We start from the raw sequence: 25,887 nt of genomic DNA on the forward strand, positions 1-25,887 counted from the left end.
TGACACAGAGCCATGAGCCTTTGGCAGGACGGCTAACCTTGCCTTTATTTGCTCAATAACTATTTTCATTGAATCCTGTTTCCAAAGCTTGTTCGACGGGATTTCAATGACTTCAAATCCTGATTTTTGCAGCAGGGCGATTTTCAGCAACGTTGAACCATTCCTGGTTTTGTAATCAGCACTCACGTAATGAGAAGGTCCCTGAATGTCGATCACCGTATTGTAATCTGGCAGTTGCAGGTCAACCGGAGGTAATGAGTTCAGACTCTTTTCTTCCTCAATCTTCAAAGACGGAAGGCTTGATTGGAGTTGATCGCGGAAAGTGGATTGTGATTCTGAAATGGATATCTGGTAATGGGGGACCACCGGACACGCTTTTCCAAGCCAACTTGCGGCCATGGCAGTGACGGTTTGAACCTCTATAATGCCCGGACATGTATTTTCCAGGCGAGAAAAAAGTTCACCTATGTGCTTTTCAAGTGGGTTTTTATCATTGCTACCTGAGTCCAGATAAAATCTGGCACAGAATACCATGACTCCCCAAAGAGACATCGATATCTCTTGCTCAGAGAGTTGAGGTTTTTTACTGATTCTGTCGACAAGAGAATTGAACGTAGATTGAACCAGACTCAGCTCAATGGCCTCACCCAGTTTCGCCACAGCCCACAGCAGGTTGGTGATATGCTGAGGAGTAAAGCGGTCTCTCTCTTCTTTTGATTCGGCTTTGGTTGTCACCTGGTACAACAACGGAGCCAGGACCTCTTTGAACTTCGTGGTCTTCTCCAGCTGCAGCCCGTTGTCCACCAGTGTCGCCACGGCCCAAAGCAGGTTGGCGGCAGCTTGAGTGTTGAAGTAGTCTTTCTCTTCTTTTGATTCAGCTTTGGTTTTCACATGGGGCAATAGCGCGACCACGGCCTCTTTGAGCTTCGGCATCTTGTCCAGCTTCAACCCGTTGTCCACCAGTTTCGCCAAGGCCCACAGCAGGTTGGCGACTTCCTGCAGCTTGAAGTGGTCTTTCTCTTCTTTTGATTCGGCTTTGGTTTTCACATGGGGCAACAGCGCGGCCACGGCCTCTTTAAGCTTCGCGGTCTTTTTCAGCTCCAGCCCGTTTTCCACCAGTTTCGCCAAGGCCCACAGCAAGTTCGCGGCTTCCTGTGGCATAAAGTGGTCTTTCTCTTCTTTTGATTCGGCTTTGGTTTTCACATGGGGTAATAGCACGGCCACGGCCTCTCTGAGCTTCACTGTCTTCTCCAGCTTCAGACCGTTGTCCACCAGTTTCGCCACCGACCACAGCAGGTTGGAGATATGCTGAGGAATAAAATGGTTTTTCTCTTCTTTTGATTCGGCTTTGGTTTTCACATGGTTCAGCAGCGCGGGCACGGATTCTTTGAGCATCGCTGTCTTCTCCAGCTCCAGCCCGTTGCTCACCAGTTTCGCCAAGGCCCAAATCAGGTTGGTGATTTGCTGAGGAGTAAAGTGGTCTTTTTCTTCTTTTGATTCGGCTTTGGTTTTCCCCCAGAGCAGCAGCGCGACGATGGCTTCTTTGAGCTCCGGTGTTTTCTCAAGTTCCAGCCCGTTGTCCACCAGTTTCCCCAGGGCCCACAGCAGGTTGGCGATATGCTGAGGAGTAAATTGGTCTTTCCCTTCTTTTGATTCGGCTTTGGTTTTCACAGGTGGCAACAGCACGGTCACGGTCTCTTTGAGCTTCGGCGTCTTCTCCAGCTTCAGCCCATTGTCCACCAGTTTCGCCACGGCCCACAGTAGATTGGTGACTTCCTGTGGCTTGAAGTAGTCTTTCTCTTTTTTTGATTCGGCTTTGGTTTTCACATGGGGCAACAGCGCGGTCATGGCCTCTTTCAGCTTCGGCATCTTCTCCGGCTTAAGCCCATTGCCCACCAGTTTCGCCACCGCCCACAGCAGGTTGGTGACTTCCTGTGGATTGAAGTGGCCTACTTTTGATTCGGCTTTGGTTTGTACATGGGGCAACAGCGCGGCCACGGCCTCTTTCAGCTTCGGCGTCTTCTCCAGCACCAGCCCATTGTCCACCAGTTTTGCCACGGCCCACAGCAGGTTGGCGATACCTTGTGCATCAATATCCCTGGTTTCAGGTTTTTGGTTGCACTTAAGTATTAATGCATCAAGTAAAGTTGACAGTAAAGCGGCTTGAGTTTCCCCATACCCCTCATTCATGTATTTATGAGGGGTAAAAACAAAAACACCCGCTGAAGTAAATGAATGCAGCGTTGTTGTCAGACTTCGCCAGGACCACCAGGGTGTCACTTTAAAAGCATGCAACAATGGTATCAGTTGGCGTTGTTCACTATGATTTAATAGTCGTTTTGCCCCTGATGTGTACCGTTTGATTGAACAGGCAAATTGACCATGATTTCTACCATCATCGCGGTCACCATAACGAGCAGATATCCTCGCCAGCCAATCCATTTTTTCTGGTGTGATGAGAGCATTAAAACCATGAACAGGTTTTATTGAATGCCCTGGTGGATGGTTAGCAGAGCAGGCATCAGAAGCAGGATAAAATTCATTACGCTTCCGGGTATAGCGTATTGGCATATGCACCTTCCTGACTGTGCCATGCCTGTATCGCGCACTCCCTGAAGCACCGACATGATCCTCCGGTTGTTTATAATCATTACCGGATGTCGTGTATTTCTGACTTATGCCAGCACCAGCTCTATCCATATTTATATTTCATTCGTTCATGGAAAATATAAAAAGTAGACTGCTGTCTTGTTTATAGTTCATCTTGCCTGAGTGTCTATAAACTCTGGTTTAATTAATGCTTATGTAAATAAGTTTTACCGGCTTTTCTTCTCTTCCTTTTTCTTTTTGGTTTATCTGTTTGCTCTTCCAAATACTCTTCGGCAGTAAAATATGCCTCGTCTGCCGACTCCTCTTCCCTGTTAAATGACACAGAGCCATGAGCCTCTGGCGGGACGGCTAACTTTGTCTTTACTTGCTCAATCACTGTTTTTATTGACTTCTGGTTCACAAGCTTGTTCACCGGGATTTCAATGACCTCAAATCCTGATTTCTGCAGCAGGGCAATTTTCAACAACGTCGAACCATTTCTGGTTTTGAAATCACCACTCACGTAATGAGAAGGTCCCTGAATGTCGATAACCATGTTGTAATCTGGCAGTAGCAGGTCAACCGGAGGTAATGAGTTCAAACTCTTTTCTTCTTCAATCTTCAAAGACGGAAGGCTTGATTGCAGTCGATCGCGAAAGGTGGATTGAAATTGTGAAATACTTGTCTGGTAATGGGGGACGACCGGACACGCTCTTCCAAGCCAGCTGGTAGCCATGCCAACGATGGATTCATCCTCTGTATCTATTGGGAATGTATTTTCCAGGCGAGATAACAGGTCACCTATGTGCTTTTCAAGTGAGCTTTTATTGCCATCATAAAGATAAAACCTGGCACAAAATACCATGACTCCCCAGAGAGACATCAATATACCTTGTTGAGAGAACTGAGGGCTTTCACTGATTCGGTCGACAAGAGAATCGAACGTAGATTTAACCAGGTTCAGCTCAATGGCCTCACCCAGTTTTGCCACGGACCACAGCAGGTTGGCGATATGCTGAGGATTAAACTGGTCTTTCTCTTCTTTTGATTCGGCTTTGGTTTTCACATGGGGCAACAGCGCGACCACGGCCTCTTTGAGCTTCGGTGTTATCTCCAGCTCCAGCCCATTGTCCATCAGTGTCGCCAGGGCCCACAGCAGGTTGGTGACTTCCTGTGGCATGAAGAGGTCTTTCTGTTTTGTTGATTCGGCCTGGGTTGTCACATGGGGCAACAACGCGGCCACGGCCTCTTTGAGCTTCGGTGTTTTCTCCAGCTCCAGCCCGTTGTCCACCAGTTTCACCACAGCCCACAGCAGGATGACGGTAGTTTGAGTGTTGAAGCGGTCTTTCTCTTGTTTTAATTCGGCTTTGTTTTTCACATGGGGCAACAGCGAGGCCACGGCCCCTTTGAGCTTCGCTGTCTTCTCCAGCTCCAGCCCATTCTCCACCAGTTTCGCCATGGCCCATAGCAGGTTGGCGACATGCTGGGCATTAAAGTGGTCTTTCTCTTCTTTTGATTCGGCTTTGGTTTTCACATGGGACATCAGCGCGGCCAAGGCCTCTTCGATTTTCGGTGTCTTCTCCAGCTCCAGTCCATTTTCCACCAGTTTCGCCACGGCCCATAACAGGTTGGCAATATGCTGTGGAATAAAGTGGTCTTTCTCTTTTGATTTGGCTTTGCTTTTCACATGGGACAACAGCGCGGCCACGGCCTCTTTGAGTTTCGGTGTCTTCTCCAGCTCCAGTCCATGCTCCACCAGTTTCGCCACGGCCCATAACAGGTTGGCAATATGCTGAGGAATAAAGTGGTCTTTCTGCTCTTTTGATTCGGCTTTGGTTTGCACAAGGGGCAACAGCGCAGCCACGACCTCTCTGAGCCTCGGTGTCTTCTCCAGCTCCAGCCCATTGCCCACCAGTTTCGCCAAGGCCCACAGCAGGTTGGCGATATGTTGAGGAATAAAGTGGTTTTTCTTTTCTTTTGATTCGGCTTTGGTTTTCACATGGGGCAGCAGCGCGGCCAAGGCCTTTTTGAATATCGGTGTCTTCTCCAACTCCAGTCCGTTGTCCACCAGTTTCGCCACGGCCCACACCAGGTTGGTGACTTCCTGTGGCTTGAATTGGTCTTTCTCTTCTTTTGATTCGGCCTTGGTTTTCACATGGGGCAACATCGCCGCCACGGCTTCTTTGAGCTTCGGTGTCTGCGCAAGCTCAAGCCCGTTGTCCACCAGTTTCGCCAGGGCCCACAGCAGGTTGGCGGTACCTTGAGTGTTAAAGTGGTCTTTCTTTTCTTTTGATTCGGCTATGGTTTTCACATGGGGCAACAGCGCGACCACGGCCTCTTTGAGTTTCGCAGTCTTCTCCAGCTCCAGTCCGTTGCCCACCAGTTTCGCCATGGTCCACAGCAGGTTGCTGATACCTTGTGCATCAATATCACTGGCTGCGTTTTTTTGGTTGCATTTAAGTATTACTGTATCAAGTAAAGTTGACAATAAAGATACTTGAGCTTCCTTAACCCCTTCATCCATGTATTTATGAGGGGTAAAAACACCCGCTGTAGTCAATGAATGAAGCGTTGTCGTCAGGCCTCGCCAAGCCCACCCGGGTGTCGCTTTAAAATCGTGCAACAATGGTATCAATTGGCGTTGTTCACTAAGATTTAAAGGTCGTTTCAAAGCTGATGTGTATTGTTTAATTGAAGTGGCAAATTGACTGTGTTTTTTACCATCATAGTACTCACCGTAACGAGCAGATAACCTCACCAGCCAATCCATTTTTTCTCGTATAATGAGCGCATTTAATTCATGAACAGGTTTTACTGAGTGTCTTGGTGGACAGTGAGAAGAGCATACGTCAGAAGTATTATAAAATTCATTACGCCTCGGGATGTAGGGTAAAGCATGCCCCTGCCTGACTGTGCCATGCCGGTATCGCCCACTCCTTGAAAAACCGGGATGATCATCCGGTTGTTTATAATCATTACCTGATGTTGTGTCTTGCCAACTTATACCATCACCACCTCTATCCATGATTATTCCTGAATTCAAGCCGTAAAGAATATAAAAAGTAGACTACTGTTCTGTCCAAGGCTCATTATTCAGAAGGGTTGCCAGTTAGCGTATGATAAAACTGATAACAGATTTGATGACCGGTGATTCTCGGACAGCCTCCCAGGGCATCAACAGGCAGCAGTTTGAACGTATCAATGGAGCAGACAACCATGCCGGAGCTACCAGAAGTTGAAACCACCCGGCGAGGCATTAAGCCTCATATTGAAGGTCACACCATTCAGGAAGTCATCGTCCGTGAACCCAGACTCCGCTGGCCGGTGCCTGACAATATCAATCAAATCCTCAGTGGCAAGACGATCAGGCAGGTAAAGAGAAGGGCAAAGTATCTGCTGCTGGATACCGGGTCAGGCCACCTGATTCTGCACCTGGGGATGTCCGGCAGCCTGAGGGTGATAACAACCAATGCACCTGTGGAAAAACACGACCATATCGATATTCTGCTGACCGATGGCCAACGGTTAAGATACACAGATCCTCGCCGCTTCGGCGCTGTTCTCTGGTCTGCACGCCCTCTCCATGAACATAAGCTGCTCAAGCATTTGGGGCCTGAGCCGCTGGACAGTGAGTTCACGGCCCGGCGTCTATGGCAAATGTCCCGGGGCAGAAGCCAGTCTGCCAAGACGTTTATCATGGACAATAAAGTAGTGGTCGGTGTCGGTAATATTTATGCCAGTGAAGCGTTGTTCAAAGCCGGGATAAGGCCTGACCGGGCCTGTGGCAAAATCTCTCTGAACCGCTATGAACGGTTAGTCGATGCCATCAAAGAGACTCTGGCCAAAGCCATTGAACAAGGCGGCACCACCTTGCGTGATTTTGTCGGGGGAGATGGCAAACCCGGTTACTTTAAACAGGAGCTGGCGGTTTATGGCCGGGCAGGCCAGCCGTGCATAAAGTGCGGCAAAACCATTAAGGCAATAAAACTGGGGAACCGGAGCAGCTGTTATTGTGCTCATTGCCAGCGGTGATGAACGACAGTATTAGGTTAACGACTATTGCGTGCAAAAAAATCAGGAACTTGTCACGGGCTTAAATGGTCAGATTCTTCACTGTTTGCATATCATCTCAAACCAGTGAAAACAGGTCATTTCAAGTCGCTGCCAGGACGGGGTCATGGAAAATAGATGAATCTTACAATTAACGGCAAATATCATCCCCGGGGGAATCGGTATCAGGTAGACAAACCTTACGAAGGGTTTGGTAATGTCATCAAGCTGGACATATATTCTACGGGCTATGGCCGTAGAGCCTACTTTGCCAAAACTCAACGGGTTGTACAGGCTGTATCCTGCCAGCATCCCATCCTGGCTGACTCGTGCAGGTCAAGCAGTTGCCTGGTAGAAATGGATTTTTCCAGCCGCTATATAGTGGTTAACGATGAGTGGCGAACCCCTGACTTTCATTGGATTGTCAAAAAATTACAAGAGAAAAGGATATACGCCTTGACTCCAGTTCAACGTGAAGATTTTCATGCCGTAAAATCCATGCTTGAAAAAAGCTACTACACAGACAACGGTCAGTTAAGGGACAGTACATTTAAAGGGCATTTGTCTCCGGCAAACATGGCTGAAGCGGGCATCGGGTTGCACAAAGAAGGAGTCGAAGGAGTCGAAGGAGTCGTAAACTGTCACTATGGTTTGTCTGGATATCTCGCGAGTGACTATGAGCACCACTATATGTCAATTAAACGATGGCATGACTGCTGGTCTACACCAAAGGTCAGGCATCAAGAGTTGTATAATTGTCCGCCCTGCATAGAGAGAAAAAAATACCAATATCCAGTGTTGACCACTGAGTCTGGTGAAGATGTCACCGGAGCAACATTCCAAATGGTCATAGGGGGTGGTTTTGTCCCGCATCTAGACCCCGGTTGCACACAAGCAGTGCTGGTGACTGACAAAAATCATGAACTCCCTGTAATGGACAGCCAGGCCGCACAACGCGAAGTGTTTTTGATCATAATCGACACACTGAAGAAAGGGATCAGACACAGGGTTGAGAAAAATGATATTGGTATTTTGGACTTCGCCCAACAGGTTCAACAGGTGATATATCTTGAACACTTCAATGCCTTATTGGTGAAGCTTCAGCTGGAAACAGACCGATTCATAACGCTTTTAAACCAGTTTCAATTGCAGGTAGAAAATAAAGATGACAAAGATGAGATCAGAAAAAAAATAAAGGTAATTACTGAGGCATTAAAAGCGGATGTCATTAAAAAAGAAATAAGTGAATTTATTGATGTAATCACTAATTACGAGAAGGCAAACGCTTTTTCAACAATAATGAAACGACTGAAAGACCGAAAGCGTATGGCTGGAGCCGAAGATATGCCTGAGCTTGATAGGGTTGAGCAAGAGCTGGTTAAATTAAGCGAAAGTTATTCCGGGCAATTTTTTCTGGATAATTTTTTTGACAGTTCCGTCAAGACAGCAGACTTTGATGATTTTTTTGCCGATTTTCAGCACTATTTCTGGAACAGGTCAGACGACAATAAATTAATTGTTGATATAATGATTTCCCGTTCTGAACTTCTGGCAGCCATAAACCCGGTTCATGATAAAGTCGAAGAGCTGTTAACCACCTACCTGGAAACTTGCAATAGTCAGGATCCTTCTGTTTCAGACAACCCTGCTCAAACTTTGCAAAGCCCCCTGTTAGGTGAGTTTGTACCCTGTCGGCTAACCTCTGCATCCCTGGCTAATGATGAAACGTCTTATTTATGGCAAACAAGGAATACTTTTCGAATACCAAACTGCTGCGTAACCGGCTGGTTGACTGACACTGACCACGTACTTCACTGTCATTTACCATCCTGATTATCGGTCACTCTGCACAATGAGGAGAATTGTGGGGCAGCTTTTTCTTCAAGACCTGATACTGTTTTTTTGTTAAAAAGATCATTTTCTGAACCCAGAGGTTAGCAATGAGCAACTATCAACGTAGCTCGGACAGTAAACTGGTCTATTCCACCGATGTTGGTCGAATCAAGGAAGAAGCCGCCCAACCGGAAGTGGTGGGCGATGGCAACGTGCGGGTCCGCCCGGAGAAAAAAGGGCGAGGCGGTAAACTGGTCACCGTCATCAGCGGGCTGCCACTGTCAGGTAATGAACTGAAAGCGTTTGCCAAGCAGTTAAAGAAACGCTGTGGCGGCGGGGGTGCGGTTAAAGAGGGTAATATTGAACTTCAGGGAGACCATGTTGATATCATGGTTGAACATTTGAAAAAAGCGGGTTTTGATGCCAAGAGATCCGGCGGGTAACAGACACCGGTCGGCTACAGAATAAGCCAGCCGGTGGTGGTAAAGGCTGAACGGAATCAAACGGTTTTCAGCCGGTCAGCATAAGCCTGCAGCTCTGTGCCCAGTTGCTTGATCAGTGGATCGTCATTATCCCTGGTCATCTCCAGGGCGGATATCTCAATAAAACTGGCCACTGACATGGTTGCTGCACGTGTTTGCTGACAGGCATCCAGAATGTTACGCACAATTCCCAGCGTTTTCGTTCTTTGTTCCTGCAGTTGACCGGTGAACAGCTGGTTGTACCATTTTGCCGAGGTGCCGCTTTCCAGCGATGCCATCGCCTGCACAAGCGCTTGCGGAATATCAGCGTTACTGATCCCGGTCTGAGCTGCATCGGGCTGCTCTATACAGGTCCGGACTTCAAGAAACAGTGCGATGATCTTACTGGCCTGGTCGTTGGTAAGAGACTTCTCCGTAATTACTTCCTGAATGTGTGTCCGGCACCCGGCAATAGCTTGCTTTGCCTGTGCGTTTACCAGCGAATGATCGGTGATTTTCTGTAGTTCGGTATCTATGTTGTTCAGTAGCGCTTCCTGCCGGTTATCTTTGCAAGCCAGTGTTTCCGTCAGTTGTCTGCTGAGCTGGGAGAGAATCGTCGAGTGTTCAGACTGGCTGTTTTCGCATTCGCTGTTGATGTTTTCTGCCTGCTTCCGGATGAACCCCGTGGTCTTGTAATAATCCGAATACTTTGTGAGTACGGCGTCGGTTAACTGCTTATGCGTCTGGCTGGTTTCAGCCGGGCGATATCCATTGATTTCTGACTTCAGCTGTTCCGGTATTGTGGTTATCAGACAGTCAAAAGCGGCCGCTCCCGACATAAGGCACGCCAGCTTCTGTTCATCGCCAATCACTTTGAATGCCTCAATCATCTCTGCCAGGCGAGCCTGTTCATCGGCTTTCTGGCGGGCGAACATCTGCAGCAGTGCCTGAGTCTCATGGGGTTTATTCACCACATTGAGTGTTTTTTTCAGGTGGGATGGTGAGGTAAATATCGGACCATAGACATTGATAAACTGCTGATCAAACGCCTGATCTTCAGTATTTTCTCCAGACTGGCATAGCAGCTGTCCAACGTCTTTAAATTTATTCAGTACCGTTTTTTGTGTTAACGGTGTGGGGCCATCCAAAAGCAGCTTACGACACAACAGGTTTAACAAATGGTATCGACTGTTGCCCCGGTCAGGTGTCAGCTCTGTTAATAGCTGCCAGACTTCACCAGGCAACTTTTTATCGAAAGAAGCCAGTTTGCCAATGGCCTTGTCGATTTGAGTCAACGCCTCCAGGGAAAGCTCCGGCTCGTTAGTGGATGAAACACTGTCCAGCAGCGCAAGGGCATCCTGGCATGCTTTACAGGCCTTATCAGGGTTCATTGACAACCGTTCACTCTTCTGTCCGGCCGCTGACAGGAAAGGGCTGAGAGGAGCATAGCGCTGATATTCCGACGCCACGTAACGGATAACAGACTGGCTGGCTCTTTTCCCGGTTTCAGGGCTGTCAGTCTCGAGTGTTATTGCCAGTGCTTTTAGCGGCTGTGATACTAAATCTTCCGCTGAGTATGTCGGCTTCTGGCTCTGAGAGTGTGGCAAGGGTGCAGCATGGGCAGGTTCAACCTTAATGGTGGATATCGGTTTAGCAGAGGTGCTGGCCATATTATGCAAAGAGGCTGTAACACCGGGGTTCTGCACTTGCTGCTTTAGCTCCGACGCTTCCCGTTCCAGGCGTTGACTTAACTGTTTCTGAAGTATCTGTGCCGGCTTTAAGGGTTTGGTATATCTGGTTAGCCGACTTTTGGCCTCTTTAAATACATTCTCAACGTTTGCCAGTTCATCCACCGCCGACTGCTGTAGTTGCTCGATGGGTTCTTCTTCTGATTTTTTCCGTGTTGATGCGAGCGCTTTTTCCAGATTTTTTATCTTTTCCAGTGGCGGCATTAATCCCCGGATCATGAACGCTGAGATTTCAGAGGAGTGCCGGTATAAAAAACGATCATCCATCAACAGGCTCTGGATTCTCTGGTTGTAGCAGGTCATCAGCTCATGAGCCTTTTTGTAGAGTTCTGACAGTTTTTTCCTGAGTTCACTCTTGTCACTGATTGCAGCCGCAGACAGTGCACTGATGTCAGACAAAAGCCTCTGCTCTATGGTTCTGGAATCCTGTTCCCACGGCTCAGCGGGATACTCTTGCAGCCCGCCGTTATCAGCAGGTTCTGCCACAACCTGTCCTTTAAGCTTGCGGTGATCGGTCATCTGCTCAGACGGAGCCTTAGCCTCAGCATGGAATGGGCCATTAATAGTGACAAGCGCTTCACTACTTGAATCTTTTTGTATTTGCTCAGAATCCATGACCGTTGTCCTTTCCTTGCCTTCAGGCGTTTAACCTCTGTGTGCCAGAAAATGCCGTTTTCTGGCCTTTGATATCATCTTTATTCTGTTTGCAGTGGTACTGCGGAACCACTCATGGCTAATTACTGATAATTACTCGGCAGCAGGGCTGGTTGCTGGATAACGGCTCGTCGGAAAGGGACATCCTGTGTCAGACTGGATGCCTGCTTAAAGGGGTAGCAGAAGCCCGCAGGATGTAGAGCAACCTGTTTCTGCCCGGAGTCGTGGGGTTTAAACGGGGAGTTTGCCTTGACGGCGAGTTGGGGCTGCATTCCCACGGGGAACCGTGGGAACCAGGGTATATCCTCTTGCATCACGGGCGTAGTCCTGTGGATGCGGTTGTTATGCTCACTTACTCGAAACCATCCGCCCATGAAGTGTCGGTCATGCGAGGATCGTCGATCCGCTGGCCGAAGCAATTGTATTGTTCTTCCCTGATACGCTTGAACACAAACGGCTCAAACAGCATCCGGTAAATTTTACTGGCGTTACCCCCGTTTTTGGTTTTACGGTGACAGCTTTCGATCAGCCGTTCCTGTTCCAATTTCTTTAAACCCGCACTGACTGTAGGCTGACTGGCTCCAACTATTTCTGACAGCACCCCCTGACTTGGCCAACATTCACCGTCTGAATTTGCAAAAGTCGCCAGTACAACCAGCAAAAATTTCTGTGTCGAATTGAGGTTGCCGAGTCCTTTGGTATTTATTTGCACACGAACCATTTTCATTACCCCGATTGTGTACGCAAACGAAATCATTGCTATACTGCCTCCTGAGCAGTAGCTCATTGCTATACAGGAAAACCCGACGAGGAGTTGCTGCTCCGTTTGAGTCGGGTTTTTTCTTGCGTGTCAGAAACATAGACAGCCATCGGGATAATGCAAGAATGTTTCGATATACCCTATCAAAACAGACTCATTTCAATATCGAAATCTCGATACAAACAAGATAAAGAACAGTATCAAAGAACAAGTTGCACAATGCGGCCTACGTGGGTGAACATAACACAGCTTTCAGGTACGGTTCTTTGCTTTGGCTTGCAAAGCAACTTTTTCCTCATCAGACAAAAAAGCAATACTCAAACCGTTTTCCTGTGCCTGGCGGATATCATCCTGTGTCAGCCCGGCCGCAGGTGCCGCCACCTCATATTCATGAGGCAGTTCAATGCCCTCTACCGCCGGATCGTCCGTGTTGATGGTGGCCAAAATGCCATGGTCGAGAAACTGCTTGAGTGGATGGCTCTGAATATCGGGGAAGGTATTGGTCTGGATATTGGAGGTCAGACAGGACTCAATACCGATCTTATGTTCTGCCAGATAATCCATCAGCTCAGGGTCATAGATGGCTTTTACCCCATGGCCTATGCGGGTAGCACCCAGTTCCCTGATGGCCTGCCACATGCTTTCCGGGCCAGCGGCTTCTCCGGCGTGAATGGTGATGTGCAGGCCAGCATCGCGAACCTGGCGGAAATGGTCAACAAACAGCGCTCCGGGTTTACCCAGCTCATCACCGGCAAGATCAATCGCAACCAGCTTGTCTTTGCATGCAAGGCAGGCGTCCAGCTCTTTCTGGCAGGCTTCCTGGCCAAAGGTACGGCTCAAAATACCGATCAGGTTGGTTGCCACACCGAAGTCACGGCTACCGGCAGTCACGCCGTCAATCACCGCTTCAACAACACCTTCGGGGTCAAGGCCGTGGGTCATCGCCATGTACCCCGGACTGAAGCGCAGCTCGGTATAATCAATGCGGGCGTTCATGGCATCTTCGACATTTTCATACGCTATCCGGCGGCAATCATCGTAGTCCGCAAGGACCTTAACGCCCCAGTCCAGCTTGCTTAAAAAACTGACCAGGTCCGGTTCCTGGCTGATGACCCGGACATGGGGAATCAGGTCTTTCAGGTTGTCTGCCGGGAGCTGGAGATTATTCTTCCTGCCCAGATCCAGAATGGTTGCCGGTCGGATATTACCATCCAGATGACGGTGGATATCGGTCAGGGGGATTGCTGGTGTAATCATGGCGTTGTACTTATTTCTATGATCAAAAGGTGAAGGGATTCTATGATACCTGATTTTTCAGATAAGGAGGCGTTCCCGAGGGCCTTGGATTGGAGAAAGCAGGGTGCATGGCGGTTTCGAATGTCGGCTCCTTCAGGAACCCACGCGGTAAGACCCTTTTATGGGCTTTTGGCAACAGCTGATCGCGGGAACGAGTCCATAAGACCAATGTCCGGAATCATAATATTCCGGACAGTCGACCAGATGTTAGTGATTAAACTGCTTGAAACGTCTGATCAGGCCATTGGTTGAGCCGTCCTGATCGGTGGTTTCCTCTTTGGCGCGAATTTTCTCAATCAGACGATCACCCAGTACTTTACCCAGCTCAACGCCCCATTGGTCGAAGGGGTTAATTTGCCAGATAGTGCCCTGGACAAAGACTTTATGCTCATACATGGCAATCAATGCACCGGTGGTTTCCGGTGTGATCTTTTCAGGAACAATCATACTGTTCGGACGATTGCCCGGAATCACCTTGTGAGCAGCCAGACGTTCCACCTGGTCAGCATCCATACCAGAAGCGGTGAGTTCATCCCGCACTTCTTCCAGTGTTTTGCCCTGCATCATGGCCTGACTCTGGGCCAGCGCATTGGTAAACAGCCAGGGATGTTGTTCGCCAATCGGGTTATGAGTGGTGGCCGGAGCGATAAAGTCCACGGGAATTAACCGTGTGCCCTGGTGCAGTAGCTGGTGGTAGGCGTGCTGGTCATTAGTACCGGTTCCGCCCCAGATGACTGATCCGGTGTGGTAGGCAACTGTGCTGCCATCTTCACGGGTACGCTTGCCGTTACTTTCCATATCCACCTGCTGCAGGTGGCCCGGCAGATCACGCAGGAAGTAGTCATAGGAGATAACAGCATGGGATTCAGCCCCCATAAAGTTCTGATACCAGACGCCCAGCAGACCGGCAATCACCGGCATATTTTCTGCCAGAGGAGCTGTGCAGAAGTGCTGGTCCATGGCTTGGGCGCCTTTTAGCAGTCGCTCGAAGTTGTCGTAGCCGACCACCATGGAAATCAACAGGCCGATGCTGGACCAGAGGGAGTAGCGACCGCCAACCCAGTCCCACAGCGGCAGGGTGTTTTCCTGGGCGATACCAAACTGGTCAATGGCTTTCAGGTTGGTGGAGATGGCCATAAAGTGCTTACGGATATCCTGCTCGGCACAGCCCTGGGCAATCATCCAGGCTCTGGCCGCCTGGGCATTTTGCAGGGTTTCCAGGGTACCAAAGGACTTGGAGGCAACGATAAACAGCGTGGTTTCCGGATCAATTTTACCCAGAACTTCAGACAACTCGTTAGGGTCAATATTCGCCACAAAGTGATGTTCAAAACCCTTAACGTGGTAAGGGGTCATGGCATTAATCGCGGTTTTGAGCCCGAGGTAAGAACCACCGATACCAATATTCACGATGTGTTTGATGGGCTTGCCGGTATGGCCAAGCCACTGTCCGGAGTGAACCTGTTCAGTCATGGCCTGCATACGGGCACGGGTTTCGCGGATCCCGGGCATGATGTCTTCACCATCCACCATCACCGGAGCATCACCAAAGCTTCTCAGTGCCGTATGGAGCACCGCACGCTTTTCCGTGTAGTTGATCTTGTCACCGGCAAACATGGCGTCACGGGCTTGTGCCAGATTGGCCTGCTCCGCCAGCGTTACCAGGGATGCCATTACATCGTCGTTAATCAGGTGCTTTGAGTAGTCAAGAAACAGGCCAGCAGCTTCAAGGCTGTAGCGGTCAAACCGGTTTGGATCTTCAGCAAACAGGCTGCGCAGATGGGTATTGGCCATTTGCTGTTGCAGAGCCGCCAGATCTTTGGATGCGGGCAGGTGATCCAGAGCAGTTGAGTTAATCACTGTCTTGCCTCATTAGATAAGGATGGAAATAAGGGTGGCAGATAGATTGGATAAGTGAGGTGGGGAATATACCTTACTTATTGATAGCGGGAAAACCATTAGCACTGGATTCAGACGTCTGAATCCAGTGGGCGACAGCATTACCGGGTAAAGTAAATATTATCAATCAATCGGGCTTTGCCTAAATAGCCAGCAGCAAGAATGACCAGTGACTGCTCATTATGCGTTGCGGGCAGCAGGGTTTGTGGATTGCAGATATTAAAGTAATCCGGCTTGAACCCGGCCTGGGCCATGTGGGCAAACGCATTTCTGCGCAGCAGGTCAAAGTCGGTTTCGCCCGCCTGAATCGCGTCTCTGGCTTGCGTCAGGCAGCGATAAAGAGTGGGTGCTATCTCTCCGCGCTCTTGTGGGGTCAGATAGCCATTGCGTGAACTCATGGCCAGGCCGGTTGGCTCACGGGCGATTGAGGCACCGAGAATCTCAACCGGCATCACCATATCTTGCACCATTTTGCGAATGATGGTCAGCTGCTGGAAATCTTTCTCGCCAAATACCGCGATATCCGGGCGCACAATGTTGAACAGCTTGGTGACCACCGTGGCAATGCCCCGGAAGAAACCGGGCCGGGTATTTCCGCAGTGCATACCGTCCAGCACATCGACACTCACATGGGTATGGTTTTCGCTGCCTTCCGGATAGATTTCATGGGTGCTGGCGGCGTAGAGCAAATCAACACCGTGATCCATCAGCAGCTGCTGGTCCTGCTCCATGGTTCGTGGATAGGAGTCATAGTCCTCGTTGGGGCCAAACTGCAAGGGGTTTACATAGATACTCACCACCACAAAGTCGCAGCTTTCTTTGGCTTTTTCCACCAGGGTCAGGTGCCCACCGTGCAGGTTACCCATGGTCGGTACAAAGCCAATGCGCAGCCCGGCCGATTTACGGGTGCCAACGATACCCTGAACTTCAGCAATAGAGTGTACAGTTTGCATGATGGATACTTTCCGTTTAGTCGAATCCGTGTTCCGGACCCGGGAATGTGCCGTTCTTGACTTCTTTAACGTAGGCAGCGACAGCATCCTGGGCAGAACCACCTTCAGCCATAAAGTTTTTCACGAATTTGGGTTTGCGTCCGGCGGTCATATTCAGCATGTCGTATATCACCAGCACCTGGCCGTCCGTGTCAGCACCGGCACCAATACCAATCACCGGAATCTGAACGGCACGGGTGATTTCCCGGGCCAGCACCGAAGGTACGCACTCCAGCACCAGAATGGCGGCACCGGCCTTTTCCAACCCGATGGCGGCTGCAATCATGGCATTGGCGCGGGCTTCATCGCGACCCTGAACTTTGTAGCCACCCAGAACATGCACTGACTGTGGTGTCAGACCAAGGTGGACGCAGGAAGGGATACCCTGCTCACGCAGGCGGGTAACAATGGGTGCCAGCCAGGCCTCACCTTCCAGCTTGACCATTTCAGCACCCGCCTGCATAAGACGGGTTGCGTTGGCCAGCGCCTGTTGCTCATTGGTGTAGGAAGCGAACGGCAGGTCGGCCATTAACAGGGAGTCGCCCGCTTTGCTACTGACACAGCGGGTGTGATAACACATGTCGTCCACAGTAACAGGAACCGTGCTGGTTTGTCCCTGACAGACATTGCCAAGGGAGTCACCAACCAGTATCACTGCCACGCCCTGACTGCTGGCCAGGTGAGCCTGGGTGGAATCGTAGGCCGTCAGGCAGGTGAATTTCTCACCCGTTTTTTTCATCTCGGACAGGATACTTAGGGTGACTTTAGCCATGGGTAAAGACCTTGATTAATTGCTGTCGCGGATTATACGAGAAGTGTGAATGCTTGTCAGTTAAGGGCTTGGCGCAACGGTCAGGCCGCCCTGTTTCCAGAGTGCGGGTTTGCAAAGTCAGACTGTTAAAACCATGGATAACGGTCAGCAATAACATTCAGCCCCTGGTACCCTAGTTCATCCACCATTGCCTGCAATAGAGTACCATCCGGAAGTTCAAGATCCGGTGCAACATCCAGCAGAGGGCACAGCACAAAATTGCGAACCCGCATCTGATAGTGAGGAACGGTCAGTCGTTCTGACTCAATACACCGATTGCCAAACAGAATGATATCCAGGTCCAGAGTCCTCGGTCCCCAGTGTACCGAGCGCACACGACCATGGGCGTTTTCTATCGACTGCAGGGCATCCAGCAGCCTGAGCGGTGTCAATGTGGTATTCACCGCCACCACCGCATTGCAGTAATCGGGCTGGCCGGGGGGGCCAACCGGGTCACTCCGGTAGAGCCTGGAACAGGCAGCAACCGTTATTTGAGGCATACTGTCAATGTCATCCACGGCACGCTGCAACTGCAGGTCTGGTTGCTCAAGGTTACTACCCAGTGCCACATAGGCGGTTTCTGCCATCAGGACTCTCCGGACTGATGTGCTGACGAGGCATCACCACTGCGAGGCTTGCGCCTGCGCCGTCTGCGTTTATTGCCCTGCTTTTTCTGCCCGCCATGGCTGGTAAGCGACCGGATCATGGCATGACGGCCATGTTCATCCAGTTCCTGTATTTCTGTCCACCATTGACCGGCCGCCGACAGGTTTTCACCGGCTTGCTCCCGGAGTACCAGGAAGTCATAGGCCGCACGAAATTTGGGGTGCTCCAGCAAGGTTTCAATCAGTTTGGGCTGTCGGCGTTCCAGTCGAATCTGCAGATCCCAGATATCACGAACCATCATGGAGAACCGGCGGGGAATCGCGGTGTGATGACACTGGTTCGTGATCACCGTCATGGAAGCCTGCTGGAATGCCGGAACAGGCGGAATACCCTGGTCCATAAGCTCTCTGGCCATTCGCCTCATAGGTGCCCATAAAAGTGCGGCGAACAGGAACGCTGGTGTCACAGGACGATTCTGTCTGACTCGTTTGTCGGTACTGTCCAATGCTTCAATGATCAGGTGACCGGCAAGTCTGTCCTGTTCTTGCAAGCAATGCGCTGTTGCTGGAAACAGTGGACCAAACAACTGGTATTCCTGCAGTAATTCAAACGTACGTACACCCTGACCGGACTGCAGCAGCTTCAGAACCTCATCAAACAATCGTGCAGCTGGAATATCGTGCAACAACTGCCCAAGATCCCGAATGGGTTGCTCGGTTTCCGGTGCCATCGTGAAATTGAGTTTAGCCGCAAACCGTATGGCCCTGAGCATGCGAACCGGGTCTTCATGGTAACGGGTAACCGGGTCGCCAATCAGCCGCAGGGTACCGGTGCGAATGTCATCAACCCCGTTGCAGAAATCCACAACACTGAAGTCACGCCCATCGTAGTAAAGGGCATTAACGGTAAAATCCCGGCGCATGGCATCGTCTTCCATGGTGCCATAAACATTATCCCGAAGAATTCTTCCGGATTCCGAGTGGTGGGACTTTTCCTGACCATGGTGCTGTTCATGGGTGGCACGGAAGGTGGCTACTTCAATCATTTCACGACCGAAGAGCACATGAACCAGTTTGAAACGTCGGCCAATCAGTCTGGAATTACGAAACAGCCTGCGGACGTCTTCAGGACTGGCATTGGTCGCGACATCAAAGTCCTTGGGGTGAAGATCAAGATAGAGATCACGGATACACCCCCCCACCAGATAAGCTTCATAGCCCTGGCTGGTTAACCGGTTAATAACTTTGAGCGCATTGTCATTGATGTAGCGACGGGAAACCGGATGTTTATCCCGGGGGATAACGGTTTTCTGCGGGTCGCCCGTTACATCAAATGTGGGCCGGTGGCGTTTTGACCGATTTCTGTTACGCATGAGCCAGAAAATAAGTGTGCCTCCAAGCACCAGGACAGCCATTGCTGTTATAAAACTGTACATTCCGGTACCTGGCATCATAGGGTTTGCAGGATTTGTTTAAGTTGTGAAAAAAATTGCATGGATAAAGTGGCTTACCGTGGTTGTTTGTGGCTTTGACCTGCCTGATCAACTTGACCTGAAGGGTAGGTCCGTAAGGATCAGCGCTTATCATAGCACCGCCGCTGTTTTCACTCCATTTGTCTTGACACCAGTGACAACTGTTGTCGGTTTTTATCAATAAAAAAGTTACCGTGATTCAGAAATTTCACAGTCGGCAACCCGAAAAAATCCTGAACTGAAAATTCAGTACCAGTTGCCACCGGAGTGCTGACCAGAACATCTCCGGCCAGAAATTTTACCAGACGATGTACCAATAATTAATTACAACTGGTATTTACGTACTTCTATTTCTTCACTGGTACTGGGAACAAATCACTTTTCTACTTGTCAGAGTTGTCGGTACGTCCATAAAACTTTTCACAACGTAACGAGAGGATAGTAATTATGAGTATCGAAGCTTCGGGCTTGTTTGGTGGTAACCAATACCTGTTGGTGCACACCACAAAAAACAAGGAGAAAGTGGATGCCGGTGATGACGTTATTAAAAAATTCTTCGGTTCGAATCAGAGAACTGTTTACATCAAACCTCCCATAGAACGACTGCTAACGCCTACCCAGCCGGTGGGCGACGACATCAAATTTGGTGCCACCAGCAGAATTGATGTGGTCAAGGAAATGATGGCCGAGCGAAATCTGCTTCAGGATGCTTCTATTGAGCAGGTATTGCCCAGAGTCTATATCAGTTTTGAAAATGGCCTGCGGGTCAAACCTGACGGACTTGTCGACGTTGCCGGCGCTTGCATTGAAATCGACGGCAAATCTTACTACGGAGAGTCCGAAGAGATCCCTGTTCGGGTCAATAAAGAGCGCATTAGCATGATGACGGACGAGATCCGCAAAGAATTGGGTCCGGATGCAGATGTTTACGATTTCAAATCCCATTATCACACCCTCAATGCAAAACAGAAAGAAGCTTTCAACTTGATGATATTTGGTCACAGAGATGGTTGTGACGCAAAAGACGCGGTGCCGGAGCCACAGGTTGCAGGCCTGCGCCAGAGGGTGATAGAGGAATTGAAAGACCAAGGCGTCAGGGACTACTGGCGGATATATACCGATGATCGCCTGACCCGTAAGCAGGGACTGTCTCAGGCAGTCAAGAACGCCGTGAACGATTTCATCAGTAAACAGAGCGGTGAAGATAAACTGCGACTCGTCCAGACCCTGAAGCAATCCCTGATCAGTCGGGGGCTGCCTGCATCCCTTGGGGATCGCTATGGGCAAACAGTATGGATGCGTGATTTTGGTATTATGGTCTATACCCTGAGCAAACAAGACGTCACCCGCCCTGAGGCCCACAAAAAGCTGACGGACTCTCTGGCATCCATTGCCAGCAAGCAGTTCGACAGTGGACTGATTCCTCAGGTAGTGATTCCAGACCCGTATTTGAGCGAATTTGTCTATCAGCGGGTGCTGGGGGGAGACACCGGGAATGGCTGGTACTACAAGCTGCGTGACTATATGAAAGAAAAATTCCCCGAGATCACCCTGCCCACTCTGGATTCGGAGTCCCTGAAAACCATCGCACCGGAAGAACTGAAGACCATACTCAACCAGCTTTATGCTAACTACCTAATGGCGAAAGATACGGGTGACCCGGGTGTACCCAATCCGACCCATACCTTGAGGGGCTTACTGACCGATACCCTCGGCACATTAACACCGGGCACCACCGACAGTGAAATTCACTTTATTCGCTCCATGACCAAACTGCTGGAACTTGCCGGCACTCAGGAGCAAAAGGACGACGTCCGGAAACTGGTTCCCAACCTTGCCCATGCCATGGCTTACCTTGATAAACAAGTACTGGACCCGGCCAATGGCTTGCCTGAGGGTGGCGATAACCGCGATATGCTCGACACCTGGATGTATCAGAAACTGCTGTGCAGTAATGCCTGTTTTCTCTATCAGGGCTTCACCGGACTGGCCCATCATCTGGAAGAGATCGGCCCCCAGCTCAAGATCGAACTGAGTAAATATTTCCCACCCGGGACAACACCCGTTTCCGGCTTTATTTCCGCCCTGCTTGATGATAATCCGCAGGCCGTCAGCGATGAACTGGCGAAGTTCAAACAGTTGATTAAAGAAACCTTCCTCTATAACCAGGACGGCAAATTTGACCCGAGGGACTTTGTCCATTCGGATAATCCCACAGGCCGCGAGTCCATGAACAAACCCATGGAATATATCTCCCCACTGGTTAATGCCAACAAGGATTTTCTGGAGGGTAAGGAAGTCAACCTGCAGGGGCTGGCACTGGCTATTGAAAACGGGCTGATTCAACCGGAAGATCACCCGGCGGTGGTAAAACTGATCAGATCACAACTGACGAAAGCTGGCCTGAAGGTGTTTTCTCCCATCAATATGGCTAACGCTCACGAAAAAGACATGCTGATCAAAAGCAAAGGTTTCCTGGTATGGCCGCAGATCGAATATCGGATAATTGATGCTCTGACCAATCACATGGAGAGTACTCCAGAGGTTAAAGAGCTGTTGTTGGAGTTGCACGAGGCAGGTGAACGTCGCAATGGATTACATGAATGGTATAACACGTATGAATCCGTGAAATCCGGGGAATCCGGGGAGAAGAAGGAGATAGTCGTTTATGGTGGAGGAGCCACCGGCCAGGCCTGGTCAATCATGTTGATGGACAAGGCACTGAGTCCTGCCAACCTGACGGGTGAAGAGGCAATGGAAGTCGATGAGGGCAACTGAAAAAATAGTGCCCATCCTGAAGACCCTCTTCCAGAAGGTTGCCCGGTAAAATCATCCATCCGGGTGTCTCCTGAGGAAGGGGGGACAAAAAATTGAGGGTAAAGATTCCGTTTTGTGAGGTGAATATAGGTTCTATTTGTCGCACAAAACGGATTTTTTTGTTTAATTCTCTGCACGACCATGTGAATGCAGGAGCAGTTACCGCCTGGGAGCCTGTCCGAGAATAGCGCCCGTAGCGAGGATGGCAGAAAATTGAGGATAAAAAGTTGGAAATTTTTAGTGAATAGTGGTTCTATTTGCTAAAAATTTCCGAATTTTTAGACCAATTTGCTGCCACCGCAGTAGGGCAGTCTATTCTCGGACAGCCTCCCAGGGTAGTCTATTTTAGAACAGCCTCCCGGACACCCCCATCTATTGACTCTAAAATGATTTATTGTTGAGCTGAGATAAGAGCTACTTTATAGAACAGTCGAGACTTGCAATGAGGCTCTGATAGAAAGTTGTCCTTTTTCTCAGGAGATCTTCTGTGCGATGTGTAAATGAATATATTGATAGGAGAATACGCTAATGAGTTCAAATCATCAGAAGAAAGTCGCCGTCATTCTCTCCGGGTGTGGTGTCTATGATGGTGCTGAAATTCATGAATCAGTATTAACGCTACTGAGTATTGAACAGCAGGGAGCAGCCTATAAATGCTTTGCTCCTGATATTAATCAACACCACGTCATTAACCATTTGACCGGGGAAGAAAGTCAGGAACAGCGAAATGTTCTGGTGGAGGCCGCCAGAATAGCACGGGGGAATATCGAACCCCTGGCAGCTTTGAAAGTCGCTGACTTTGATGCCCTGATTGTTCCGGGTGGCTTTGGGGCAGCGAAAAACCTGTCGGATTTTGCGTTTAAAGGCGCTGAGCTGCGTGTGCAGGTTGATATGATGGTTGCCGTTAAGGCGTTCGCGGAAGCCGGTAAGCCAATTGGCCTGATCTGCATTGCTCCGGCAATGGCTGGTCGTATTTTTGCCGAAGGCGTTAGGGCAACCATTGGTAATGATGCAGCAACTGCCGAGGCAATGGAGCAAACCGGAGTGACTCACCAGCCCTGTGCAGTTGATGAAATTGTCATTGATGAGCCCCATAAACTGGTGACCACTCCAGCTTATATGTTGGCACAAAATATCAGTGAGGCTGCCGCAGGTATTGGCAAGCTGGTCACTAAAGTGCTGTCAATGACCAGTTGATGATCAGCTTCAAGCCCGGGAATATAAGTAGTTAACCAAGATGTGAATATTCTCTGGCGTTCGCTTTTCATATTTTTACCTGCGAGCAGCTTGAACAAGCCGTTCAATGTGCTCTCTCGGCAGATAACCCAATGCAATGGCTGATTTGATGATCCCTGCGGGCTTAATATCGCCTTGCTCCCCGTAAAAATCGAGCAGTTTAGCGAATATTGAGGGGCAGTCCTTTAATTGAATAAAGTTCCTGACATGGAGAGATTCTAATGTATTTATGGGGATCTTTGCATTCCGTAATGAATCCTCAAATATTGGGTGCTGGAAAAGAGCAAGAATTTTACCTTCATCACGGCCTATATTGGCACCCAGTATTAAACATATAACGCTGCGATGTCTGCAAGGCATATCTTTAATGCCAAGGCCACTCTCCCACCGATTCAAGTCCCAACAGTCAGGATCTGTCGGGTTATTGCTGGCTGGTTTATTTGCCGCAGTACCACTGACAACCGATGGCAACACTCCGGTTTGATCCTTAATATAATTGATCACCCTGTCCAGAAGGAGGGATAATTGTTCTTTATTAAGATTGAACTCGCCATAGGGATTGAGCTTACCGTCACTGCAATACCGGATAATACTTTGTCCGAATACAACAGCTGCACTGCTGTCAGGATTTGTACCCTTTGCAACAACTGCACGGCTATCAGGATTATGTGTACTTTCTGCACGATCAACTGAGGATGGCAAAAAGGGTGATTTTCCAGCTGAAGGATGCATATCAGAAGTCCCCGGGTATTTGATTCAGACGAATATGCTCAGGCTGTGAATATTCTCAGCGGACCGCTAATCATATATTTATGTCTCCGCTGTCAAGTTAAAAATCTTTTCAATGCCTTCTTCCGGCAGATAGCCCAATGCAATGGCTGATTTGATCAACCCTGTGGGCTTAAGCTGAAGAAACGTTTTAGGCCCACCTGCGCAGATAGTCAACAGTTCACCTAATATTTTTGAAGTTGAAGCACCTTGGTGTTTCTGAAGAATGCCCCTGAAGTCGAGAGATGTTATATCTGTTTTGAGATCCCCTGCCCGCAATGATTCTTCAAATAGTGGGTGCTGAAAAAGAGCACGAATTTTATCTTCATCAGCCCCTATATAGGTACTAAGTATGTCAAAAACGAGTTTGCGATAACGGACATGCAACAATACATTCAAGCCATATCCTTCCGTACTGAATAACCTACTCTCCCAATTATTCCATTCCCAACGGTCAGGATTTGTCAGGTTATTGCTGGCTGAGTTTTGTTCCGCACCACCACTGACAATTGATGGCAGCTCCACTCCGGCATTCTCAGCAATATACTTGACTGTCTTGCCCAGAAGACCGGATAACTTGTCTTTATTGAGTTCGCCCTTGGAGTTTGAGCAATATCGCATCATAATTTTAGCTAAACTAACAGCTTGCGTGCTATCAGAATCCTTTCTGTCCCCTACGCAATAAGGAGAGGGCGGAAAAGGGGGTAATTCACCAACCGGAGCTGAGCTTTTCATGCTAGATCACCATTAATATTTCATTCAGAGGAATATACTATGATTGGACAACTAACCGGCAAAAATGTTCCATATTGATAATGTCTGAGAATCCAGATGGGGACTAACAGCCTCCTTCTGATACCCAACAATCCCGTTAATCCAAGATAAAGTGTCTACCAGTCGGTCTAACCTGGTTTGATCCATTGCTTCAGGTGTGAATGGATCAGCCAGGTTACTCAGCAGGTGAGCAGTGTCAGGGTACTGAGTCCGCTGCGCTTCTGTGAGCGTGATGCAATTGCCGAAGTCGTTAAACCAGACATCTATGTGGCCATCGGGTTTGAAACTTAACATGATATTGTCAGGGTGACAGTCTCCATGAACAATGCCATGCCCTAAGGCAAGCTCACACCATTTTTCCTGTACCTGAAAATGAACTTTATCCAGTACAGACTTGAAAAGATCATCATCAACCAGATTTACACCAAAACACCTTTGGTAGACTTCTGACCGCAACTGCTGGTTTTCCGGGTTGATCAATGTATTCAACGCATGCCCATCCTGAAGGTGTTCCATGATCAGCAGGTTATCAGCGTCAACTGCTTCGGTTATCTTTGGCACCCTGAAGGTTAATTTGGTTGCCTGTGGCAAGAGAGTATCAAGTCTTACTGTTTGTTCCGTTTGTTCCAGTGCTTCTTTGAATGCAGCCTGGTTCTTTTTCTCTTCTTTAAGATTGCACTGCCGGATCAATGGATTAGTCATTTCCCGGATGGCCATTCTAATTTCTTTTGGCATGAAAAATAGCAGCATTCTTATGGATTTTAACCCTGCTGCCAAATCATTGGCTTTCCAGTCCGGAACCACTTTGGCCACCAGCGATTCTTCATCTTTTTTAATTTCAAAGCAGGAGCGTATCGTTCCTGTTTCAATATGGCGTTCCACTGAATAAGCTTTACATCCGGCTTTATCCAGGATTGATCTCGGAACGGTAACAGGTATTTCAGGATTGTTAGCCAAAACGACATCAATCCTGTATTGACCATTCCATGCAGGATCTTCTGACGCAAAGAGTGCTGCAAATGGCCTGCGGTTATCAGGATGCCAATGACAGCAACCATTTGCGGAAGGACCCCATGTTCAAGCTGGCTGTCGGTCGCATTCCTCTGAATGCCGAGACCCATA

General features: G+C 49.1%; 18 protein-coding genes and 1 pseudogene. 6 read left to right on the forward strand and 13 right to left on the reverse strand.

Going from position 1 to position 25,887, the window contains the following annotated elements; genetic code table 11:
- Both ACO6V1_RS14300 and ACO6V1_RS14305 read right to left on the reverse strand, forming a co-directional pair.
- A partial coding sequence (locus tag ACO6V1_RS14300; RefSeq protein ID WP_422467308.1) for a DUF1601 domain-containing protein occupies positions 1–2,700 on the reverse strand: 2,700 nt, incomplete at its 3' end.
- Positions 2,701–2,794: 94 nt separating this feature from the next.
- On the reverse strand, positions 2,795–5,614 hold the full coding sequence (locus ACO6V1_RS14305) for a DUF1601 domain-containing protein (protein WP_422449589.1): 2,820 nt from the start codon (positions 5,612–5,614) through the stop codon (positions 2,795–2,797).
- A 191-nt stretch (positions 5,615–5,805) separates the two neighbouring features.
- On the opposite strand from ACO6V1_RS14305, the gene mutM reads away from it, so the two are divergent.
- The 3 genes from mutM (at position 5,806) to yciH (ending at position 8,915) form a co-directional block, all read left to right on the forward strand.
- A complete protein-coding gene (mutM, locus tag ACO6V1_RS14310) occupies positions 5,806–6,621 on the forward strand; it encodes a bifunctional DNA-formamidopyrimidine glycosylase/DNA-(apurinic or apyrimidinic site) lyase (RefSeq protein ID WP_422450533.1) in 816 nt (271 codons plus the stop codon).
- A gap of 156 nt (positions 6,622–6,777) precedes the next feature.
- Positions 6,778–8,472 (forward strand): hypothetical protein, encoded by a 1,695-nt coding sequence (locus ACO6V1_RS14315; RefSeq protein WP_422449588.1) that lies wholly within the window; start codon positions 6,778–6,780, stop codon positions 8,470–8,472.
- A gap of 107 nt (positions 8,473–8,579) precedes the next feature.
- Entirely contained in the window at positions 8,580–8,915 is a 336-nt protein-coding gene (gene yciH, locus ACO6V1_RS14320; RefSeq protein ID WP_269672497.1) for a stress response translation initiation inhibitor YciH, read from the forward strand.
- A 56-nt stretch (positions 8,916–8,971) separates the two neighbouring features.
- Here yciH and ACO6V1_RS14325 read toward each other — a convergent pair whose 3' ends face one another.
- The 8 genes from ACO6V1_RS14325 to pcnB all read right to left on the reverse strand — a co-directional run bounded on the left by ACO6V1_RS14325 (position 8,972) and on the right by pcnB (position 19,134).
- A complete protein-coding gene (locus tag ACO6V1_RS14325; RefSeq protein ID WP_422467310.1) occupies positions 8,972–11,296 on the reverse strand; it encodes a hypothetical protein in 2,325 nt (774 codons plus the stop codon).
- Between the two features lie 391 nt (positions 11,297–11,687).
- A complete protein-coding gene (locus ACO6V1_RS14330) occupies positions 11,688–12,122 on the reverse strand; it encodes a helix-turn-helix domain-containing protein (RefSeq protein ID WP_422467312.1) in 435 nt (144 codons plus the stop codon).
- A gap of 225 nt (positions 12,123–12,347) precedes the next feature.
- Positions 12,348–13,352, reverse strand: coding sequence for an adenosine deaminase (gene add / locus ACO6V1_RS14335; RefSeq protein ID WP_422462307.1), 1,005 nt, complete (start codon positions 13,350–13,352; stop codon positions 12,348–12,350).
- A 246-nt stretch (positions 13,353–13,598) separates the two neighbouring features.
- A complete protein-coding gene (gene pgi, locus ACO6V1_RS14340) occupies positions 13,599–15,251 on the reverse strand; it encodes a glucose-6-phosphate isomerase (protein WP_422467314.1) in 1,653 nt (550 codons plus the stop codon).
- A gap of 140 nt (positions 15,252–15,391) precedes the next feature.
- Entirely contained in the window at positions 15,392–16,243 is an 852-nt protein-coding gene (gene panC / locus ACO6V1_RS14345; RefSeq protein ID WP_422467316.1) for a pantoate--beta-alanine ligase, read from the reverse strand.
- Positions 16,244–16,259: 16 nt separating this feature from the next.
- Entirely contained in the window at positions 16,260–17,054 is a 795-nt protein-coding gene (panB, locus tag ACO6V1_RS14350) for a 3-methyl-2-oxobutanoate hydroxymethyltransferase (RefSeq protein ID WP_422467318.1), read from the reverse strand.
- 125 nt (positions 17,055–17,179) lie between these two features.
- Complete coding sequence (gene folK, locus ACO6V1_RS14355; protein ID WP_422467320.1) at positions 17,180–17,680, reverse strand: 2-amino-4-hydroxy-6-hydroxymethyldihydropteridine diphosphokinase; 501 nt, start codon at positions 17,678–17,680, stop codon at positions 17,180–17,182.
- Positions 17,680–19,134 carry a polynucleotide adenylyltransferase PcnB gene (pcnB, locus tag ACO6V1_RS14360; RefSeq protein ID WP_422467322.1) on the reverse strand — a complete coding sequence of 485 codons (1,455 nt, stop codon included), beginning with the start codon at positions 19,132–19,134 and terminating at the stop codon, positions 17,680–17,682. The genes folK and pcnB overlap by 1 nt, the downstream gene beginning before the upstream one ends.
- Positions 19,135–19,617: 483 nt before the next feature.
- On the opposite strand from pcnB, the gene ACO6V1_RS14365 reads away from it, so the two are divergent.
- Positions 19,618–21,948: a hypothetical protein gene (locus ACO6V1_RS14365; protein WP_422467324.1), complete on the forward strand. Its 2,331-nt coding sequence runs from the start codon at positions 19,618–19,620 to the stop codon at positions 21,946–21,948.
- A gap of 567 nt (positions 21,949–22,515) precedes the next feature.
- The gene (gene elbB / locus ACO6V1_RS14370) at positions 22,516–23,184 is read left to right on the forward strand and encodes an isoprenoid biosynthesis glyoxalase ElbB (protein ID WP_422467326.1); all 669 of its coding nucleotides are present in this window, start codon (positions 22,516–22,518) and stop codon (positions 23,182–23,184) included.
- Positions 23,185–23,259: 75 nt separating this feature from the next.
- Here elbB and ACO6V1_RS14375 read toward each other — a convergent pair whose 3' ends face one another.
- The 3 genes from ACO6V1_RS14375 to ACO6V1_RS14385 form a co-directional block, all read right to left on the reverse strand.
- Positions 23,260–23,955 carry a hypothetical protein gene (locus ACO6V1_RS14375; RefSeq protein WP_422449578.1) on the reverse strand — a complete coding sequence of 232 codons (696 nt, stop codon included), beginning with the start codon at positions 23,953–23,955 and terminating at the stop codon, positions 23,260–23,262.
- 78 nt (positions 23,956–24,033) lie between these two features.
- On the reverse strand, positions 24,034–24,726 hold the full coding sequence (locus ACO6V1_RS14380) for a hypothetical protein (protein WP_422462311.1): 693 nt from the start codon (positions 24,724–24,726) through the stop codon (positions 24,034–24,036).
- A 51-nt stretch (positions 24,727–24,777) separates the two neighbouring features.
- Positions 24,778–25,722 carry an AarF/UbiB family protein gene (locus tag ACO6V1_RS14385; protein ID WP_422462313.1) on the reverse strand — a complete coding sequence of 315 codons (945 nt, stop codon included), beginning with the start codon at positions 25,720–25,722 and terminating at the stop codon, positions 24,778–24,780.
- Between the two features lie 56 nt (positions 25,723–25,778).
- Here ACO6V1_RS14385 and ACO6V1_RS14390 point away from each other — a divergent pair.
- Positions 25,779–25,887, forward strand: a pseudogene (locus tag ACO6V1_RS14390) (hypothetical protein); the annotation flags it as partial.

It is taken from the genome of Endozoicomonas sp. ALC013 (assembly GCF_049310205.1).
Taxonomy (GTDB): Bacteria; Pseudomonadota; Gammaproteobacteria; order Pseudomonadales; family Endozoicomonadaceae; genus Endozoicomonas.